General features: G+C 70.2%; 14 protein-coding genes. 8 read left to right on the forward strand and 6 right to left on the reverse strand.

The window, feature by feature from the left end; all coding sequences use genetic code 11:
* The first annotated feature begins 4 nt into the window (after positions 1 to 4).
* Positions 5 to 3,499, forward strand: a complete 3,495-nt coding sequence (locus tag K8612_RS12710; RefSeq protein ID WP_223762450.1) for a serine/threonine-protein kinase — start codon at positions 5 to 7, stop codon at positions 3,497 to 3,499.
* Between the two features lie 56 nt (positions 3,500 to 3,555).
* Here the strand turns inward: K8612_RS12710 and K8612_RS12715 are convergent, their stop codons facing one another.
* A complete protein-coding gene (locus tag K8612_RS12715; protein ID WP_223762451.1) occupies positions 3,556 to 3,861 on the reverse strand; it encodes a hypothetical protein in 306 nt (101 codons plus the stop codon).
* Between the two features lie 243 nt (positions 3,862 to 4,104).
* Here K8612_RS12715 and K8612_RS12720 point away from each other — a divergent pair, with 243 nt between their 5' ends.
* The 4 genes from K8612_RS12720 to K8612_RS12735 all read left to right on the forward strand — a co-directional run bounded on the left by K8612_RS12720 (position 4,105) and on the right by K8612_RS12735 (position 10,407).
* On the forward strand, positions 4,105 to 4,635 hold the full coding sequence (locus K8612_RS12720) for a molybdenum cofactor carrier protein (RefSeq protein WP_223762452.1): 531 nt from the start codon (positions 4,105 to 4,107) through the stop codon (positions 4,633 to 4,635).
* A gap of 133 nt (positions 4,636 to 4,768) precedes the next feature.
* Positions 4,769 to 5,173: a hypothetical protein gene (locus K8612_RS12725; RefSeq protein WP_223741503.1), complete on the forward strand. Its 405-nt coding sequence runs from the start codon at positions 4,769 to 4,771 to the stop codon at positions 5,171 to 5,173.
* Between the two features lie 18 nt (positions 5,174 to 5,191).
* Entirely contained in the window at positions 5,192 to 9,496 is a 4,305-nt protein-coding gene (locus tag K8612_RS12730; RefSeq protein ID WP_306799644.1) for an AAA family ATPase, read from the forward strand.
* Between the two features lie 80 nt (positions 9,497 to 9,576).
* Positions 9,577 to 10,407 (forward strand): acyl-CoA desaturase, encoded by an 831-nt coding sequence (locus K8612_RS12735; protein ID WP_223762453.1) that lies wholly within the window; start codon positions 9,577 to 9,579, stop codon positions 10,405 to 10,407.
* Here K8612_RS12735 and K8612_RS12740 read toward each other — a convergent pair.
* Positions 10,385 to 11,800 carry a radical SAM protein gene (locus K8612_RS12740; protein ID WP_223762454.1) on the reverse strand — a complete coding sequence of 472 codons (1,416 nt, stop codon included), beginning with the start codon at positions 11,798 to 11,800 and terminating at the stop codon, positions 10,385 to 10,387. The two genes, K8612_RS12735 and K8612_RS12740, sit on opposite strands and share 23 nt — an antisense overlap.
* A 221-nt stretch (positions 11,801 to 12,021) precedes the next feature.
* Between K8612_RS12740 and K8612_RS12745 the strand changes: the two genes are divergently transcribed.
* The gene (locus tag K8612_RS12745) at positions 12,022 to 13,809 is read left to right on the forward strand and encodes a hypothetical protein (RefSeq protein WP_223762455.1); all 1,788 of its coding nucleotides are present in this window, start codon (positions 12,022 to 12,024) and stop codon (positions 13,807 to 13,809) included.
* Positions 13,810 to 13,855: 46 nt separating this feature from the next.
* Here K8612_RS12745 and K8612_RS12750 read toward each other — a convergent pair whose 3' ends face one another.
* The 3 genes from K8612_RS12750 to K8612_RS12760 form a co-directional block, all read right to left on the reverse strand.
* Entirely contained in the window at positions 13,856 to 14,881 is a 1,026-nt protein-coding gene (locus K8612_RS12750) for an inorganic phosphate transporter (RefSeq protein WP_223741508.1), read from the reverse strand.
* 1 nt (position 14,882) lies between these two features.
* Complete coding sequence (locus K8612_RS12755; RefSeq protein WP_223762456.1) at positions 14,883 to 15,509, reverse strand: DUF47 domain-containing protein; 627 nt, start codon at positions 15,507 to 15,509, stop codon at positions 14,883 to 14,885.
* Positions 15,510 to 15,687: 178 nt separating this feature from the next.
* On the reverse strand, positions 15,688 to 16,350 hold the full coding sequence (locus tag K8612_RS12760) for a TenA family transcriptional regulator (protein ID WP_223741510.1): 663 nt from the start codon (positions 16,348 to 16,350) through the stop codon (positions 15,688 to 15,690).
* Between the two features lie 219 nt (positions 16,351 to 16,569).
* On the opposite strand from K8612_RS12760, the gene K8612_RS12765 reads away from it, so the two are divergent.
* Positions 16,570 to 17,454: a fatty acid desaturase gene (locus K8612_RS12765; protein ID WP_223762457.1), complete on the forward strand. Its 885-nt coding sequence runs from the start codon at positions 16,570 to 16,572 to the stop codon at positions 17,452 to 17,454.
* Positions 17,455 to 17,524: 70 nt separating this feature from the next.
* Here the strand turns inward: K8612_RS12765 and K8612_RS12770 are convergent, their stop codons facing one another.
* Entirely contained in the window at positions 17,525 to 18,943 is a 1,419-nt protein-coding gene (locus K8612_RS12770) for a M28 family metallopeptidase (protein WP_223741512.1), read from the reverse strand.
* A 276-nt stretch (positions 18,944 to 19,219) separates the two neighbouring features.
* Here K8612_RS12770 and K8612_RS12775 point away from each other — a divergent pair, with 276 nt between their 5' ends.
* Positions 19,220 to 20,032: a hypothetical protein gene (locus tag K8612_RS12775; protein WP_223762458.1), complete on the forward strand. Its 813-nt coding sequence runs from the start codon at positions 19,220 to 19,222 to the stop codon at positions 20,030 to 20,032.
* The last annotated feature ends 17 nt before the right edge of the window (positions 20,033 to 20,049 follow it).

Below are 20,049 nucleotides of genomic sequence, written 5' to 3' on the forward strand. Positions count from 1 at the left end.
GCGGGTGGAGAGCCAAACTTCCAATGCCAGCATCACCTCCCTGCGCGTGGGCAGTCTGACCCACGTGCGCGTGGCCGGGGTGATCGACGAAACCTTCCCCCTCTCCCCAGCCTCCAAGGGCCTCCAGGGCCTGGTGGTGGTGGACCTGGGCCTGGTCGAGCGCATCAGCTCCTTCGGCGTGCGCCGGTGGATTGAGTTCGCCGGCCACCCGCCGCAGGGCGTGTCGGGGCTGTACGTCGTCAACGCGCCGCCGGTGGTGGTGGATCAGCTCAACATGGTGGAGGGCTTCGCGGGCGTCGCGCGCGTGCTCTCGCTGCTGGCGCCGTACTCGTGCCGCTTCTGCAAGGAGGACCGGCTGCGGCTGGTGCGCCTGGTGGAGGAGGCGAAGGTGCTGGAGCAGGGCGGGGCCCCGCCGCACCAGTGCCCCGTGTGCGCCCAGCCGCTGGAGTTCGCGGACGAGCCCACGGAGTTCTTCGACTTCGCGCGCCGCCAGCAGTTCTCCGCGGTGGACCCGGCGGTGCTGCGCTACCTGCGCTCCGGCATCCCCTCGGAGCCGTCCGAGCTCTCGTCGCACCTGAAGATCATCCAGGACGACATCACCTTCATCACCCTGGCCAGCACGCTCAAGGGCGACCTGAACGTGCGCCGGCTGGCGTCCGGCCTGGAGGGGCGCGTCGCGTTCGACTGCTGCCACGTGAGCGTGGTGGAGCCGGAGGCGCTGCCGCGCATCGAGCAGGTGCTGGAGGTGGCGTCGCAGGGCGCCCAGGTGGTGCTCTGCCGCGTGCCGCCGCCGCTGTTGGCCGTGCTGGCGAAGTCCACCAAGACGCTGCCCGCGAAGCTGGCCACGCTGTGGCTGCCGTGCGACTGCCGCAACTGCGGCCAGGTCACCCACCAGCGCATCCAGACCTCCGAGTACCTGGAGGTGCTGCGCTCCAAGGGCACCATGGAGCGCGTGTGCCCCGTCTGCGGCGGCAGCGCCCGGGCTCCGGCGCTCTCGCAGTTCCAGGGGCTGCTCGCGCGCACGCCGCTCACCGACAAGCCGCTGGACGACATCGAGGCGCTGGAGCAGCGCGCCCTCAGCCAGTACCTCTTCGGCTCCACCAACCAGGACCCCGGCGCCAAGGGCACGTCCGCCACGGACACGCACAACAGCGGCGCGCGGCTGCAGATCATCCGCCGGCTGGGGCAGGGCGGCATGGCGGAGGTCTTCCTCGCCAAGCAGCAGGGCGTGAAGGGCTTCGAGAAGTTCGTCGTGATGAAGAAGATTCTCGCGCAGTTCGCGGAGAATCCTGAGTTCGTCGACATGCTCTTCGCGGAGGCCCGCGCCAACGCGCGCCTCACGCACCCCAACGTCGTGCAGACCTTCGACGTGGGCGTGACGGACGGCGTGGCGTACATCCTGATGGAGTACGTGCGCGGCCCGGACCTGAAGCGCCTGCTCACGGAGCTGCGCCGCAAGGGCATGGCGCTGCCGCTGGAGCACGCGCTGCGCATCGTGGCGGAGGTGGCCGCGGGTCTGCACTACGCGCACAGCTACGTGGACCCGTCCGGCACGGCGCACCCGGTGGTGCACCGCGACGTCAGCCCCCACAACGTGTTGGTGTCGCTGGACGGCGCCATCAAGCTGTCGGACTTCGGCATCGCCAAGGTGCAGGGCGAGGAGCACACGCAGGCGGGCGTCATCAAGGGGAAGATCTCCTACCTCTCCCCGGAGGCCGCCAGCGGCCGCCCGCTGGACTGGCGCAACGACGTGTTCGCGCTGGGCGTGGTGCTCTTCGAGCTGCTCACCGGCCAGTTGCCATTCCGCCGGGACCACGACGCGGCCACGCTCGCGGCCATCGTGCGCGAGCCCGCGCCGGTGCCCTCGCAGCTTCGGCCCCACATCCCGCAGGACGTGTCGGACCTGATCCTCCGCGCGCTGGTGAAGGACCCGGCGCGGCGCACGCCCTCCGCGGCGGCGATGCGCGAGGAGATCGAAGCCGTCATCGCGCACCACCGGCTGTCCTCGTCGCCCGCGTCGGTGGCGCAGTTCTTCAAGGAGGCGCTGGGTGACCGGCTCTCCGAGTACGCGCCGTCGTCCATCGCCGGCTCGGGGACGGGCTCCAACCCCCGGGCGCTGATGCCGGGCACGGGCTCGCACTCGCGCAACCTGGGCACGGGCTCCGGCAGCGACATGCGGGCCCCGTCGGACCTGTCCCGGCCGCCCGTGCGCGGCGGCTCCGGCAGCATGCCCCGCATGGAGCCGCCCCCGGTGGCCTCCCCGCCGGAGCCCGCCGAGCGCGGGACCGAGGTCGTCTCCGTCTCCTCGCCGCCCGTGGCCTCGCCTCCGGTGGCCCCGCCCGTGGCCGCCGCGCCCCGTCCGTCGCGCCCGGCCGCGGCTCCGCCCACGTCGCCGCTGCCGCCGCCCTCCGCGGTGCGCCCCGCCGCGTCCGCCAACGTGCCCACGCGCGTGGGCCCCCCGCCGCAGGCGCCCGCGCGCCCATCGGTGTCGGTGCCCTCCGTCGCCCCCATGACCGCGGCCCCGCCGCCGCCCCCTGTGTCCGCCATGCCGCCCCCGCCGCCGCATGGGGGCACCCACGCGCAATACGGGGTCGCCCACGTGCAGCAGGGAGGCGCCCCGCAGCCTCAGGCAGGTGCCTACGCACCCCAGGGAGGCGCCTCGCAGCCGCAGGCGGGTGCCTACGCGCAGGGAGGCGCTTCGCAGCCGCAGGCAGGTGCCTACGCGCCGCAGGGAGGCGCTTCGCAGCCGCAGGCAGGTGCCCACGCGCCGCAAGGGGGCTCTCCGCGGACGTCAGGCACCCACGCGCCGCCGACGACGGGCACCCACGCCGCCTATGGGGGGAGCCATCCCTCGTCCGTGGCCGCGCCGCCGCCGCCTGTCTCGGCGCCCATGGCCCCGCCCACGCGGGCGCCAGCGGCCCACGTGGCCCCGCCGCCGGCTCCCGTCCACGCGGTCTCCCCCACGGCTCAAGCGCCCGCCGCCGAAGCGACGGCGAAGGGGCTGACGCCCGGCCAGCGCAAGGGGCTCATCGTGGGCGGCGTGGCCCTGGTGCTCGCGGGGCTCGCGCTGGTGTTCCTGCTGCCCAAGGGCGGCGTGGAGGTGCGCAACGCCCAGGAGGGTGAGCGCGTCTACGTGTCCGGCGTCCTGCTGGACGCGAACCAGGGCCTGCCCGAGGGCAACGCCGGCTGGCTCATCTCCACGGCCGTGGACGGCAAGCTGCACCGCTTCGGCAAGGTGCCGAGGTCGGAGCACATCGACCTGCGCACGCTCGCGGACGCCCCGCCCCAGGCGGAGGCCCGGGGCACGCTCAGCGTCACCGGTGCGCAGGGCTGCCGCGTGGCGCTGGGCTCGCAGGTGCTGGAGGGCCAGACGCCCCTGTCCAGCCAGATGCCCGCGGGCCGCGAGTTCGAGGTGCGCGTCACCTGCGGCGGCAAGCCGGACCTCGTCCGCTGGGTGATGGCCGTCCCGGGACAGGGCGTCGCGCTGGACGTGCCCTGAGCCGGACAGGATGACCCGGGCCGGGGGGAACGCCGCTGACACAGCGGCCCCTCCGGTCAGTCGTGGGTGCCCACGTGCAGGTCGCCGTGGCGCACGCAGACCCAGTGGAAGGCGCAGGAGCACGCCACCGCGCGCGCGTGCGTGCAGCAGCGCCCCCCGAAGTCCTCCGGCAGCAACTCGCGCTCCATCGCCGGCGGGGCCGGCAGCTCCCTGGGGGCGCCCCTCCCGGAGTCCGCGGGCGCGCTGCCGCAGCAGCCGCGCTGGAGACAGCCGGGGCACAGGGACAATTCGCAGTGCGCGCACCAGTCGAACACCTCTCCGGCGGTGCCACGGCGCTCACAACCTCCACAGGCGTCGAACATGGACGGCCTCCTCGCTTGCTTGTGAAGGACGGTAGAGCAGGGGTCCGACATCACGGGTCGTGCGGGGACGTCTGGCGCTCCGGGAGGAGGGAAGCGATGGCTGGCCGACGCTCGCGCCACGCACCTTCCACGGGTGGACGGGAGGGAGGACGCACGCCGGTCCGTGAGCCCTTGCGGCGTTGGCCGGGGATTCGCATGGAACAGGGGCTCACGTAGTTCCAGTTTTTCGGGGAGGACGCAGTCATGCGCAGACACCGCCGCATCATCGGAGTGTTCGGCTCCGGGGCGCACTCCCACGAGGAGTGGGTCGTCCCCCTGGCGCGGTGGATCGCGGAGGCCGGGTTCGACCTGCTCACCGGCGCGGGCGGCGGCGTCATGAGCGCGGCGGCGGGCGCCTTCGTCCAGGTGGAGGGGCGGCGGGGGGCGGCCATCGGCATCATCCCCGGCACGGTGGGCCCGGACGGCCGCTACCAGCCCCGGCCCGGCTACCCGAACACGGACATCGAGATCCCCATCTACACGCACCTGCCGCTCAGCGGAGAGCAGGGCACGGACCCCATGAGCCGCAACCACATCAACGTGCTGACGCCGCACGCGCTGGTGGCGCTGCCCGGGGGCGCCGGCACTGCGGCGGAGGCCTCCCTGGCCTTGCGCTATGGCAAGCCGCTCATCCTGCACGGCCCAACGGAGGTGTTCCGGCGCTTCCCGGCGGAGGCCGAGCGCACCACCTCCCTGGAGCGGGTGGCCGAGTTCCTCCTGGCCGCCACCCGGTAGGCGGCAGGCGGGCTGAAGCAGGGCCTGGCCGGGGGGAAGCCACCCCACGGGGTGGCAAAAGATTCTAGGATGGACGGCACGGGGAAGGGCGTGCACCGCGCGCGCACGCCCGGCACCCGTCACGTCCGCCATCATGCTCATCAACCCCGACTATCCGCTGGCCAGTTGGTTCCTCGCGGTCTCCACCTCGGTCTTCCTGGTCGTCTACGCGCTGCCGCTGCTGTTCATCCCGCTGCGCTGGGCGCGCTGGTTCGGGTGGGAGCTGCCCACGGGCAACAACGACTTGACGGTCTACTTCGCGCGCTGCCTGGGCGGCCTGGCGCTGTCCGTCATCATCGCGGTGGTGCAGTTCATCCCGGACCCCAGGAGCCACCTGGTCATCTTCGAGCTCATCGGCCTCATCGGCGGCCTGATGACGGCGGTGCACATCTGGGGCGCGCTGAAGAAGCAGCAGCCCTGGCTGGAGACGGCGGAGATCCCCCTCTACGGCGCCATGTGCCTGGGCGCCCTGTACCTGCGCTACGCGCACCTGTCCTGAGCGGAAAGCCCTTCAAGGATGCCCTCCACGCAGCCCATTGATCCCGCTGTCGCGATGCTGGCGCCATACATGCCGGCGGCCATCCTCGCGCGGCTCGGGAGCCAGGAGGCGGACGCGCTGCCCCGGGCGGAAGGGGTGCGCGGCGCCATCCTGCTGCTGGACATCGCGGGCTTCACGCCCATCGTGGTGGGGCTGAGCGGCGCGGGCCCGCGCGGCATCGACGCGCTCCAGCGCCTGCTGACGAACTACTACACGGAGATGATCGACGTGGTCCGCGACCACGGCGGGGACATCTACCAGTTCGCCGGTGACTCCATCCTCGCGTGCTTCGAGGCCGCGCCCGGGGAAGCGGACGCGGACGTCGTGCAGCGCGCGGCGGTGTGCGCGCTGGGCGTGCAGCGGCGGCTGGCGCGCTTCGCCCGGCTGGAGCTGCTGGGCCAGCGCTTCGGCGTGTCGTCGCGCATCGGCATCGGGTTCGGGGAGGCCACCCGCATCGTGATGGGCGCCACCGGCCTGTGGATGCACCCGGCGCTCGTGGGAGAGCCGCTGGCGCAGGCGGTGGGCGCGGAGAAGCAGGCCACGGTGTCGGAGGTCGTCCTGAGCCCGCGCGCCTGGGCGGCCCTGCCGGAGTCCGCGCGCAAGGGCGAGCCGCGCGAGGGCGGCAACCACCGGCTGGCGCTGGACGCGCCGGTGGAGTCGGTGAAGCGCCCGCTGCCCGCGCCCACGGGCGGCGCGGAGCTGGTGGGCCGGTGCGCGCTGCTGCTGCACCCGGTGCTCTTCACGAAGATCACCACCGCGCACCAGGAGTTCGCGGGCGACTTCCGCGACGTCACCTGCTTCTTCGTGCGCTTCACCCACGCGCAACCGGACGCGGATCCGGACACCTTCACCCGCGACCTCAACGCCTACTACGAATATGTCCAGCGCGAGTCCGCCCACCACGGCGGCGTGCTGCTGATGACGGACTTCACGGACAAGGGCAACGTGCTCTACGTCCTGTTCGGCGCGCCCACCGCCCAGCAGAACAAGGAGGTGCTGGCGTGCCGGCTGGCCTGCAAGCTGCTCAAGGCCCGCGAGCAGTTCCCCTTCCTGGACGAGCTGCAGATCGGCATCGCCACCGGCCACGCCTACTGCGGGGACATGGGCTCGCCCACGCGCAAGGGCTACTCGGCGCTGGGCGAGGTCGTGAACATGGCCGCGCGCCTGATGACGCACGGCGGACGCCAGGACGGCGTGCACCTGTGCGCCAACACCCAGGCGCGCTCGCAGCAGGGCGGCTTCGCCACCGAGTTCGTGGAGGACGCGAAGCTCAAGGGCGTCTCGCGCTCGGTGCCGGTGTACCGCCTGCTGGGAGAGACGCGCCGCGGCCTCTTCATCAAGGGCCGGGGCGACATCATCGGCCGCAGCCGTGAGCTCAACGTGCTGCACGCGTCGCTCAACGCGGCCTTCGCCGGCCAGGGCCGCGTGTGCGTGGTGTCCGGAGAGGCGGGCATTGGCAAGTCGCGGCTGGGCGCGCGCGTGCTGGAGGACGCGGAGGAGGGCGGCGCCCGGGCGCTGTACGGCGTCTGCTACTCCTACGAGGCCTTCACCCCCTTCTTCCCCTGGAAGGAGGTCCTGCTCCAGGCGTTCGGCCTGCACGACTCGGACGACACCGACGCGCAGCTCGCGCGCCTGCGGCAGGGGCTGGAGGGACTGGAGGACGTGGGGCCGGAGTGGATCCCCGTGGTCGCGGGCATCCTCGGCATGTCGCTGGAGGAGACGTCCGCCACCGCCGGGATGGACGCGCGGCGCAAGCAGCAGAAGGTGTTCCAAATCGTCTTCCAGCTCCTGGAGAAGCTCAGCCGCGCGCAGCCGCTCCTGCTCTTCTTCGAGGACCTGCACTGGGCGGACTACATCTCGTTGGACCTGCTCCAGTACCTGGCGGTGCGCGTGGGCTCGCACCGCATCATGGTGCTGGCGACCATGCGCCCGGGCGACCAGCTCCGCGGGCTGCGCGACCTGCCGGAGTTCATCCCGCTGGACCTGGTGAGCCTGGACGACGAGGACACGCGGGCGCTGTTGCGCGTGCACCTGCGCCTGTCGCCGCCGGACGTCGCGCTGGAGGACCGGCTGCTCGCGAAGGTGCAGGGCAACCCGTTCTTCATCGAGTCCATCGTGGAGGGCCTGGCGGAGCAGGGCTACCTGGGACCGGTGGAGCCCGGCTCGCCGCGCATGGAGTTGAAGCGCGGCCTGCAGGACCTGCTCCTGCCGGACTCCATCCAGGACGTGGTGCTGTCGCGCATCGACCTGCTCAGCGAGACGGAGAAGCTGGTGGTGAAGGTGGCGTCCGTCATCGGGCGCATCTTCACGCTGGACGCGGTGGCGGCGCTGGTGCCCACGCTGGGCCACGCCATGCTGCGCGAGGCCATGGACACGCTCCAGCGCCTGGGCCTCATCCTGCTGGAGACGGAGGAGCCGTACACCTGCCTCTTCAAGCACATCGTCATCCGCGACGTGGCCTACAACACGCTGCTGGTGTCCGCGCGCGAGGACCTGCACCGCCGGCTCGCGCGCTACCTGGAGGCCCGCGCCAACGACAACCTCGCGGGCTCCGCGGGTCTGCTCGCGTTCCACTTCCTCGCGGGCAACGTGGAGGACAAGGGCCTGGAGTACACGCTGATGGCGGCCCGCAGCGCGCGGGCGCAGTACGCGAACGACGACGCGCTCTACCACTACAACCGGGGCCTGGAGCTGCTGGGCACCGTCGTGCCGGTGGACCCGGAGGCGACGCTGCTCCAGACGCGCCGGGTGATGCAGGAGCTGGCGGAGACGCTGCTCCAGGCGGGCGACTACGCCAACGCCATCCTGATGTTCGAGCAGTGCCTGGTGGACGAGGAGGAGCCTCCCCGCCAGGCGGAGCTGCACCTGGGCCTGGGCCGCGCGCACCAGGAGAAGGGCGAGTCCGCGCTCGCCACGCAGCACCTGGAGAAGTCGCTGGTGCTGCGGGGCCGCAGCCTCCCGGGGAACCTGGCCACGCTGGGCCTGCGCACGCTGGCGAACCTCCTGCTGCGGGGGCTCGCGTCGCTTTTGCCCTTCATCCTGCGCCCGCTGCCGGCGGCGCGGCTGGGCAACTACCTGCAGCAGTTGTCCACGCTCAACTCGCTCATCCGCATCTACTACTTCGCGGACATCACCAAGCTCACCTGGGCGACGCTGGTGTCCACCAACATGGCGGAGCGCTCGCGCAGCGACTACGCCAGGAGCCTGGCGCGCGGCTACTACGGCACGCTCCTGTTCGGCGCGGGGCTGCTCGGCCGCGCGCGCTACCACTGCGAGAAGGCGCTGGAGTACGCCCGGCGCTCCAAGGACCCCGTGGCGGAGGGGCTCGCGCTCAGCCGCCTGGGCATCCAGGCCTTCTTCGCCAACGAGCTGGAGCGCGCGAGAGAGTTCCAGGAGGAGGCCGTCTCCACGCTGCGCCAGGTGGGCGAGCGCTGGGAGCGCCAGACGTCGCTGATGATGCAGGCCACGGGCGAGTTCCTCCACTCGCGCTTCCGCGCCGCGGTGGCGCTCTACGAGCAGATGGGGGCCATCGGCGTGGAGCTCAACGCGCTGATGCACCAGGGCTGGGCGCACTCGTGGGCGCCCATGTGCCGCTACCTCATGGGCGAAGGCGACGTGGGCGAATTGTGCGCGGAGCTGGAGCAGGGCCTGCGCATCAGCGTGGAGGTGGCGGACCTGGCCAACCAGTGCGCCAGCCTGAACCACCTGGCCAACGTCACGGTGCGCGAGCACCAGGTGGAGGAGGCGGCGCTCGTCGCGGTGCGCTGCTTCAAGAGCATCTGGAGCTACCAGGTGATGGTGCCCTTCCTCCAGGTGGGGCTGGTGGACGCGGCGGAGGCGGCCCTCTTCGCGCTGGAGGAGGGCGCCACGGTGGTGCCGCGCAAGAAGCTGCTGAAGATCGTCAAGCTGGCGTGCATCAAGGCGCGCGTCATCGCCCGGCTCTATCCGTACCTGAAGGGCCCGGCGCTGCGCGTGACGGCGCGCTCGCTGGCCCTGCGCAAGGGGCCGAAGGCCGCGGAGCCGGTGTTCCTGGAGGCCATCGCCGTCCTGGAGCAGAGCCCCAACCGCTGGGAGACGGGCGTGGCCTACTTCGACGCGGCGGTGGCCCTGCCGCACCGGCGCGAGGACTTCCTCGCCCGGGCGCGCGCCATCTTCACGGAGGTGGAGGCCCGCGCGGAGCTGCGCCGCGTGGACCGCTTCCAGGCCACGCTCCAAGCCCCGCCGACCCCGGCGCTCGTCGCCGTGCCCCAGGCCTCCCAGGTCCGTGACGCTCGCGTGATGTGACGCGCCGGACGCGCATTCCTTGTCCCGTCAGGCGGGGCCCCTAGACTGCGTGCTTCTTCCTCGACCTCCGCACCGGGCTCATGAACACCGCGCCGCTCCGCTTCCAGCTCAGTCCCGTCATCGTCGTCTACATGCTCGTGGTCCACGGCCTGGCCGCGCTGGCGTTCATCCTGCCCTGGCCGCCGTACGCGCTGCCGGTGGCGCTGGCCGTGTACGTGTCCATTGGCCTGGGCACGACGGTGGGGCTGCACCGGCTCTTGTGCCACCGCGCCTTCGCGTGCCCCCGCTGGGTGGAGTACGCGCTGGTGACGGTGGCCATGCTCACGGCGCAGGGCAGCCCGCTGCTCTGGGCCGCCAACCACCGGCTGCACCACGCGAAGGCGGACGCGGACGGGGACGTGCACTCGCCGGTGCGCGGCTTCTGGTACGCGCACATGGGGTGGATCCTCAACGAGGCCTCCACGGAGGAGGACGGCTGGCGCACCTGGTGCCGCGACATGGCGGACGACGGCTACTACCACTGGCTCTTGCGCTACCGCATCGCGCCGCAGGTGCTGGCGGTGCTCTTCGTGGGGCTGACCTTCGGCTGGCGTACGGTGCCCGCGTACTTCTTCCTGCCCGTGGTGTGCTGGATGCAGAGCACCTACGCGGTGAACTCCGTGTGCCACGCCGCGTTCGGGCACCGCGACCACGACACGCGCGACCACAGCCGCAACGTGTGGTGGGTGAGCGTGCTCGCGCTGGGCGAGGGCTGGCACAACAACCACCACGCCTTCCCCGCGTCCGCGCGGCACGGCTGGGTGTGGTGGCAGTGGGACCCGGGCTGGCTCTTCATCCGGGCGCTCCAGGCGCTGGGGCTGGCGTGGGACGTGCGCCTGCCGTCCCGGCTCAGGTCAGGACCTGCGGCGTGAGGCCCAGCGCGGGCATCCGCTCCGCGTCCCACGCCTCGATGGCGTCCAGCCCCGCGATGTAGCGGCGCTCCGGGTTCTTCACCGGGTTGCGGATGCTGACGATCTCGGGCCCGGAGAAGAGGATGGTCTGCTTGTAGCGGGGCAGGTCGCTCATCATCAGCTTGGACGCGTAGTGCCGCGCGATGTTGGGCAGGCTGCCCAGCGTGCGGCACAGCCGCTGGAAGTGCTCCACCACCTCCGACGCGTGCATCTGCTTGGGCCGGTGGCACAGCGTGTAGCCGTCGTAGTCGCGGCTGGTGGTGCCGGGCAGGAGCCGGTCCTCGGCCTTCAGTTCGCGGAAGAAGGGCGTCTCCGGATACGGGCACACGATGCCCAGGAACGTGACGGAGAAGTACTTCAGGTCCGCCAGGTAGTCCGGCAGCCGGTGCAGGTACTCGTTGGTGTCGCCGTCCGAGCCAACGATGAGCCCGAAGGACAGCAGGATGCCGGCGGAGAAGACGCGGCGGATGACGGCGTCCACCTCCGACAGCTTGTTCTGGCCCTTGTTCATCGCCTTGAGCGAGTCCGGGTTGAGCGACTCCAGGCCGGTGTAGACGTAGCGGCAGCCCGCCTTCGCCATCAGCTTCACCAGCGACTCGTCCTTGAGCACGTTGAAGGTGAGCGCGCAGCCCCACGTCTTCTTCAGGGGGATGAGCGCCTCGCACAGCGCGCGCAGGTACTTGGGCGAGCCGCCCAGGTTGTTGTCCAGGAAGACGAACGCGTCCCCCATCAGCCCCAGGAAGTTCGGGTTCCAGCGCATGCGCGTCTGGATTTCGTCGATGACCTCCGGGATGGGCCGGAAGCGGTAGCGCTCGTGGCCGGTGAGCACGCAGAAGTTGCACGTGAAGGGGCAGCCGCGCGACGCCTCGATGCCCGGCAGGCGCACCTTGTTGTGCGTGAAGTCGATGAGCTCGTAGCGGTACGGCCGGATGGCCGCGGCGCCCTGCGACGGCAGGCTGTAGCGGGGCTTGAGCTCACCCTTCTCGAAGTCCGCGATGAGCGCCGGCACGTTGGACTCCGGCTCCCCGGTGATGACCGCGTCGAAGTACTTCGCCGCGTCGTCCGGGAAGTGGCTCGCGTGCCGGCCTCCCGCCACCGTCGTCATTCCGCGCTGACGGAAGAGGGTGGAGAGCACCTTGGTGTGCTCGTAGTACGAGTGCAGGTACGAGAAGAAGACCAGGTCCCAGTGCCGGTCCAGCGGCAGGTCCGCCTCCTTCTCGTTGAAGATCTCCACCTCGGCGTGCTCCGGGCACAGGCCCGCGATGAGCTCCGGCACGGAGGACTGCATGATGGAGGGTTCCTTGATTCGCAGCCGGGTCGGATGGGTGTACGTGGCGATGATGGCGATGCGCATGCGAGCGGGCCCGGCGGCGCACGCGGCGGAAACGGGCGCGCGCGTTCGTGTTTTCACCTGCCGGACCGCGTCCCCCTTCGTCGGTGGAGGATCACCCGGAGTCCGGGCGGTGGCAAAGGATCTCCGTCGCGAACACCGCACGCTCCGCGTGTTTCCGGTGGCAGCGGACGACCCAGGAGGACCTATCTCGCGTGGGGGGCGTACTGATAGATCTTTGAAACATGGATACTTCTCCTTCGCCAGCCGCCCCGGGTTGGCCGTTTAAGCGTTACTTCTGGATTTCCATCGTGCTCGCGGTGGCGCTGGGCGCGACGGCGTTGCGCTCGGGGTTCATGCCGGATGACTTCATCTGGCTGGGCGTCTGGGACAACATTCCGCCGCCCGCGCCGCTGGGCAACACGCACCTGGACGTGTACCGCACGGCCACCGGCATCCCGGAGCACACGCTGCGTCTGGCGGAGGTGGGCGTCTTCCCGTGGTGGGTGGAGCCCACCGTGCGCGTCGCGTTCTTCCGGCCCCTGGGCAGCCTGCTCTACGGACTGGACCATGTGCTCTACAACCGCGTCGCCGTGGCCTACCAGTTCCACTCGCTGCTCTGGTACGTGGGCCTGGTGGCGGTGGCGGGCCTGCTGCTCAAGCGCGTGCTGCCCACGGCGGTGGCGGGCGTGGCGATGGTCCTCTTCGCCCTCTGGGGCTCCCACGCGGCGGTGCTGGGCTGGCTGTCCTACCGCAGCGTGGTGATGTCGCTGCTCTTCGGCATCCTCGGCATCTTCCTGCACGTGAAGTGGCGCGAGGAGAAGCGCACGGGCGCGCTGGTGGGCGCGCTGGTGTCCTTCGCGCTCGCGCTCCTCTGCGGTGAGACGATGGTCATCCTCAGCCCGTACGTGCTGGCCTACGAGGCCTTCTCCGGCCCGGGGCAGGCGAAGGACAAGCTCAAGGGGCTCATCCCGTTCGGCGTGCTGATGGCCCTCTACTTCGCGGCGTACCGGGCCATGGGCTACGGCGCGGGCGGCTCGGACATGTACCTGGACGCGCTGGGGACGCCGGTGGCGTGGTTCCAGGCGATGCTCGGGCGCGTGCCGGCCGCCATCGCGGGGCTGACGCTGAACGCACCGCCGGACTTCATCTTCGATCAATCCCTGGTGCCCCTCTTCACCGTCCTGGGCGCGGTGGGCTTCACGTTGTTCGCGCTGCTCGTGTGGGGCGTGTGGCCCCGGCTGGAGGCCGCGGAGAAGCGCACGGTGGGCTGGATGCTGACGGGCGCGTTCGTGTCCACGTGGCTGTCCAACTCCGCCTTCGCCGGCTCGCGCACGCTCATCGTGCCCAGCCTGGGCATGGCGGTGGGTTTGGCCGTGGTGCTGCGCCACGCGTGGAAGGGGCGGGCGCTCAAGCTCCGCGCGGGCGCGGTGGTGGCCGGCGCGGCGGTGATGGCCCTCATCCACGTCGTGGGCTCGCCGTACCTCTGGTGGCAGACCATGGAGCAGTACTCGCAGGCGGACGCGCTCATGGGGCGCGTGCAGGCGCGCTACGAGGAGGCGTTCGATCAGACGAAGCTCCCCAACCAGCGCGTGGTGGTGCTCAACGCCCCCAACGGCATCATCGGCATCTACGGCTCCGTGCGCTGGTGGTCCTCGGGCAACCCCCTGCCGAAGGCCTGGTGGGTGCTGTCCTATTCGCTCCACGAGCAGAAGGTGACGCGCACCGGCCCCAACTCGCTGGAGCTGGCGCTCACCCGGGGCGGCCACTTCCTGGACTCCGTGGAGGAGCGCATCCACCGCGCCGCGCGCCACCCGGTGCGCCAGGGCGACGAGTTCGACATGAAGGGCATGAAGGTGCGGATCGAGGAGGCGGACGCGCAGGGCCCCACGCGCATCTCCTACACCTTCGACGTGCCGCTGGAGGACCCGTCGCTGAAGCTGGTCCAGTGGCAGAACAAGAAGGTGGTGCCCTGGGTGCCGCCGGCCGTGGGCGGGCCGCCGTCCGCCCTCAACGTCCGGGCCGTGCAGTAGGCAGCCAGGTGGCGCGGGGGAAGCCTCCCCCGCGCCCGGGCCTGCTTCAGCCCACCATCCGCACCACCGCCAGCGTGAGTCCGTAGACGATGACGGACACCAGCGCGGCGGCGGGGATGGTGAACACCCACGCCCAGATGATGCGGCCGGCGGTGCCCCACTTCACGGCCCGCCAGCCGCGCGTGGACCCCACGCCGACGATGGCGCCGGTGATGGTGTGCGTGGTGGAGACGGGGATGCCCAGCTCCGCCAGCGCGATGATGGTGACGCCGCCGCCCGTCTCCGCGCTGAAGCCGCCAATGGGCGCCAGCTTCGTGAGGCTGTGGCCCATGGTGCGGATGATGCGCCAGCCGCCGAAGAAGGTGCCCAGCGCGATGGCGGCGTGGCAGGAGATGATCATCCACCAGTCGATGTGGAACGGCCGGTCGCGCCAGATGGTGCCGAAGAGCACCACCGCGATGATGCCCATGACCTTCTGCGCGTCGTTGGTGCCGTGGCTGAAGGAGAAGATGGCGGACGACACCAACTGCAGCCGGCGGAACCAGGTGTCCACGCGCAGCGGCGTCTGACGGTGCACCGCCCAGGTGCTGGCCAGCATCATCCCGATGCCCAGCGTCATGCCGATGAGCGGCGACAGCACGATGAAGGCCGCGATGCGCGCGATGCCGCTGCCCACCAGGCCCTCGAAGCCCAGCACGGGGAGCGTGGCGCCAATCATCCCGCCCGCCAGCGCGTGCGACGACGACGAGGGCAGCCCCCACCACCAGGTGAGCAGGTTCCAGACGATGGCGCCCATCAGCGACGAGAAGATGACCATCAGCACCGCGGTGGGGCCGGCGGCGCGGAGCATCTCGAAGTTGATGATGCCCTTGCCCATGGTGTTGGCCACGTGCACGCCGCCCGCGAAGGCCGCCACGAAGTTGAAGAACGCGGCCCACGCCACGGCCAGGTTCGGCGACAGCACGCGCGTGGACACCACGGTGGCGATGGAGTTCGCCGCGTCGTGGAAGCCGTTGATGAAATCGAAGATGAGCGCGACGACGACGATGGTGACGACCGCTGCGAGCAGCATCTCAGCTATGCTCCAGCACGACGCCTTCGATGACGTTGGCCACGCCCTGGCACTTGTCCGTGGCCGTCTCGATGAGGTCGTAGATCTCCTTCCACTTGATGATGGTCAGGGTGTCCACGCCGCTCTTGAACAGCCGGCCCATGCCCGCGCGCAGGACCTCGTCCGCCTGGGTCTCCAGGTGCTTGATCTCCTTGCACCCCGCGAGGATCTGCTCCGGCTTCTTGATGAGCCGCAGCGCCGCGACGACCTCCTGCACCTTGCGCGTGGAGAGCACCAGCAGCCGCGCCAGCTCCGTGGCGTCCTCGCGGCTGGACTCAATCTCGTAGTAGAGCAGCCGCGCCGCCGCCGCGTTGGTCAGGTCCAGCACGTCGTCGATGCGCGACAGGAGCGTGTGGATCTGACCCCGGTCGAACGGGGTGATGAACTGCTGGTGGAGCCGGTTGAAGGCCGTGTGGGTGACCTCGTCGCCCCGGTGCTCCACGTCCTTGAGGGCCTGGACTCGCGCGGGCACGTCCCGGAAGTCGCTCAAGAGTTCGTGCAGGAGCTTCGCTCCCTCGACAGTTCTGGCGCATTGCGCGTCGAAGTCGTCGAAGAACTCGTCCGACTTCGGCATCAGCTTTTCGAGCATGGGGATCTCCCTCGGCGCCTGGAGGGACAGGAGCTGTCCGCCGCGGGAGGTGGGTGGCGCCTCTGGAGGGGTGACACTCCCGTGACGCGGGAGTGAGTACCCTACCTGGAGAGATTCGCCAGTGTTCCGTGCGAAAACGTACGGATTCCGAGGGGTTGTGCTTGACGCGAGGCGCCGCTCAGACGACGCGGTTGCGCAGCTCCTCGAAGAATCCCACCCACAACTGCCACATCTCCTCGGCGCCGCGCGTGATGGTGGCCAGCTCCGCGTCCGTGTACTGGAGGCCCACCGTGTGGCCGGCCGTCTCCACGTGGTCCGGCTCCTGCTTCACGTGGATGTCCACCCAGGGCAGGGCCTTGAGGCCCGTGGTGCGGCGCACCAGCTTGCCCAGCTTGGCCACCATGGTGAGGTCCGCCACCTCCGTGCCGTAGAGGAAGCCCAGGCCCGTGAGGTGGCTGTCCGTGGAGCGCTGGTAACCGTCGATGAGCCGGCGCGTCGCGGGCGTCATGTCCGCCTCGGACACGCCCGCCTTCGTGAAGCCCGCGTCCGTCATCGTCTGGATGAAGAAGCGCTCGTGCGCCCTCGCCGGGTCTCCCTCGCCCACCTCCTGGTTGAGGATGTGCGTCACCGCCGTCTTCATCTCCATCTGCGGACAGACGGCGATGAGCTTGCCCAGGAAGGTGGGGAAGTAGTGCAGGGGGTGCCACCACTGACCCAGCACCATCTCCGCCTGTTCGCGGCTGAAGGCCTTCTCATCCACCACCTCGAAGAACCGGTGCTTGATCAACTGCTCTCGGTGGGAGTTCTTCGCCAGTGCCGCCTCGATGGTCTGGTTCCGCATTGCCGCCTCCAGGTGGGTCCAAAAGGGCTGGGTCGGCGTTTATCACAAAGCAGGACTGAGATTCTTGGAAATGTAGAAAGACAAGTTCAACACGACTACGTGGTTTGCCGTCAGTGTGGAACGTGCAGGCAGGCGAGGGTGGGCTGTTCGGCGTGGGGGCTGACAGCCTACAGTTGGAAAATCGGCATTTTCTCCCTGGCCCCCTTGTACGGAAGACGCATGACCCTGTTCCGGCACCCTGAAGATCGCATCCCGGTCCTGATGTTCCTTGGCGTCTTCGCGCTCGACATGACGGTGTTCCTCACGGCGCGAAGCTGGTGGGTACCGGTGCTGTGGTTCGGGCTGGGCATCATCCCCAAGGGGTGGATCTGCTCGTGGAACCACCACCACCAGCACCTGTCCTTCTTCAAGCACGCGCTGCCCAACCGGCTCCTGGAGATCGTCTTCGGCTTCCAGACGGGCGTGACGTCGCAGGCGTGGTTCCTCCACCACGTGCTGGGCCACCACAAGAACTACCTGGACCAGTCGCAGGACGAGTCGCGCTGGAAGCGGGAGGACGGCTCGACGATGGGCGAGGTGGAGTACTCGCTGGGCACGGCGCTGACCGCCTACCCGCGCGCGTTCCAGGTGGGCCGGAAGCACCACCCCAAGGCGCTGCGCACGTTCGTGGTGATGGCCGCGCTCCAGGTGGTGCTGCTGGCGGGCCTGTTCTGGGTGAACCCCTACAACGCGCTCTTCGTGTTCCTGCTGCCCATGATGGCGTCGCTCTACGTGACGACCTGGGCCACGTACTTCCACCACGTGGGCCTGGACACGGCGAACCACTCGGAGGCCTCGTACAACATCCTCCACAAGGGCTACAACCTGATGACGGGCAACCTGGGCTACCACACCGCGCATCACACGCGGCACGGCCTGCACTGGTCCAAGCTGCCGGAGCTGCACGCGCAGTTGGCGCGCGACATCCCCGCGAACCTGTACCGCCAGCCGGGCATCCCGTTCGTCTGGCGCGGCTCCGAGGAGAAGCTGGTGCTGAGCGAGCACGAGGTCGCCGCACTCACCGGCGGGCCCGTGGAGGGCCGCGGGGAGAAGCTGGCCGCCTAGCGGTCCCGCCGTCCCCGCTGCAAGCCCCCGCCGGAAGCGCTCCCTTCCGGCGGCGGGGTTCGACGGACGGCTACTTCGGCTGCTGCGGCTCCGTCGTGCGGTTCGCCGCGAGGCTGATGACGTTGAGGAGCAGGTCCTTCACGCGGCGGGGCTTGTTGCCGCCGTTGTCCTCGATGATCTTCTCGATGTCGTCATCCTGCCGGTGGTACTCGGGGATGAGGTCGCCGCCGCCCTCGGGGTTGGACAGGCCCTCGAAGAGGAAGAGCACGTCCTCGCCCTTGCGCCCGAAGGACGCGCCGTCCTGCCGGTCGCGGTAGACGTTGATGTCGCGGTTGATGCGGTCGAACGGATCCGCCAACTGCTGGTTCGCCTGGTCCACCACGTCGCGGAAGTAGTTGGGCTGGCCCTTGGTGTTGGTGTCCACCACGGACAGGCGCTGATCATCCCAGCGGCCCACCATGTCCGTGTTGATGACGCCGGCGATGTTCTTCAGCTCCAGGCCGGGGATGGGGTGGTCCACGAAGTACTGCGAGCCCACCAGGCCCTTCTCCTCCGCGCCCGTCCAGATGAAGAGCACGGAGCGGTCCAGCTTGCCGTTCTTCGCGGCCTCCGCCAGCTCCGGCACCGCCGCCATCAGCACCGCGCTGCCGGACGCGTTGTCGTCCGCGCCGTTGAACGGGTTGCCCTTGCGGTCCACGCCCACGTGGTCCAGGTGGGCCATCACCACGATGACCTCGTCCTTGTGGGGGCCCGTGCCGGGCAGCATGGCCATGGTGTTCACCGCCTGGCCCGTGGCCGTGGCCACCTGCTGGAGCTCCTCCACGCTGCGCTGCTTGCCCGCGCGCGCCGGCACCACCGACTGGCCCGCCGCCTTCATCGTCTGCTCGTACTGCTGGTTGAGCCGCTTCAGCGTGTCCTTGGGCATCTTCTCGTCCAGGTAGAAGCCCTCCTGGAAGAGCGTGTGGCCGAACTCCTTGTGCTCGGCGTGGGCTCCGGCCGTCTCGCCCGCCTTGTCCGCGCCCAGCCAGGAGTAGACCTTGAACTTCTGCTGGAAGGGGTTCTCCGGGTTGTTGATGTTGGGCCCCACCAGCCCGTACTTCTCCGCGTGGGCCTGCACGTAGACGGAAGCGGCGTCCAGGCCCGCGGAGGGGCTGTCACGCCCCTGCAGCGCGTCCGAGGCCAGGTACTCGAGGTGCGTCATCGGGTCCGAGTCGGCCGACACGGGCGGCTCGGTGGGCGCCTCCGGCGGCACGGGCGTCGTCGGCGCGGGCGTCGGGGTGGTGGGCGCGGGCAGCCCCAAAATCGGCGGCGGCGCGGGCAGCCGGGGCAGTTGGCCGGGCGCGGGGCGCGTGCCGCCGGAGGACTCGAAGCCGTCCTTCCAGGCGATGGGGCGGTTCCGGGACTTCGCCTCCGTCGTCCGGGCGTCCTGCGAGGACAGCCGCGAGACGGAGGTGAGGGGACGCGAGCTGTCGTTGATCTTCGAGGCCATGGTGGGGAGTCCGGGGGGAGGAACCGCGCTCCCCAGATTATCCGCCGGACCCCCCGCGGAGTTGTGCCCCCCGGCGAAGTTCCGCCTGGGAGTGCGGCGCCATGACGCTCCGTGTGAGACCCGGCTTGCTACAAATCACATGTTTCATGTGACATCCGGCGCTACCCTGTTTTCTCAATCATTGAACAACGTGACTGAAGACAGACGGACCTGGGGTGTTGGCGCGCGGGGTGCAGTGGGGACGGGGGCAGTCCACCCCACACGACGAGGTAGTACATGCATCTGAGAATCACGGGTTCCCTGCTGGCGTCCATGCTGTTGAGCATCACGGGCTGCGCGGGCGGCGCCGACGACGGCCAGGCCGGCTCCCTGGGCGCGCAGGAGGCCGCGGCGTCCCAGTGCGTGAAGCGGTTCGACGGCATCACGAGCTGCGCGCTGGGCCGCGCGAAGGTGGAGTCCGTCGCGGAGGGGCTGGCGGTGTCCAACCTCACGACGCAGAAGGACGGCGTCTCCAGCAGCTTCACGCAGGCCGTGAAGTGGGAGCAGCGCGTGGCGATGAGCCTGGGGGCGCAGGGCGGCTACCAGTTGGCCGCGCGCGATGGCGATCAGGTCGTCAGCACGCTGCGGGTGACGCCGGGCCGCGAGGCGAACACGGTCAACATGGCCCCCACGTTCACGGGCTCGCCGGGCGGCTCCGCGTACCGGATGAACATCTACCGCGGGGGCGTGCTCCAGGGCAGCAGCAGCCAGCCCGCCGGGATGGTCATCACCTTCACCAACTGGCGGGACTTCATCCGCTGGGCGGAGATGAACCACTTCTTCCTGAACGACTTCGACATCGACGGGCTGTCCACCGGCTCCGCGGAGACGAACGTGGGCGCGTGCGTGTGGCGCTTGAACGCGGAGAAGAACACCTTCACCGTGGACATCGACGGCAAGTCCATCACCGGTGACTCGGTGGAGTTCATCGAGACCGTCGCGGATGGCGCGTACCCGTACCGCCACTTCACGGGCATCGACACGAACGCCATCGCCGGCCAGTACACCGTCCGCTCCGAGTCCATCACCCAGCCCACGGGCGTGAAGTAGCCCCAGGGCCCGGAGTC

Source organism: Corallococcus sp. AS-1-6 (assembly GCF_020037015.1).
Lineage (GTDB): Bacteria > Myxococcota > Myxococcia > Myxococcales > Myxococcaceae > Corallococcus.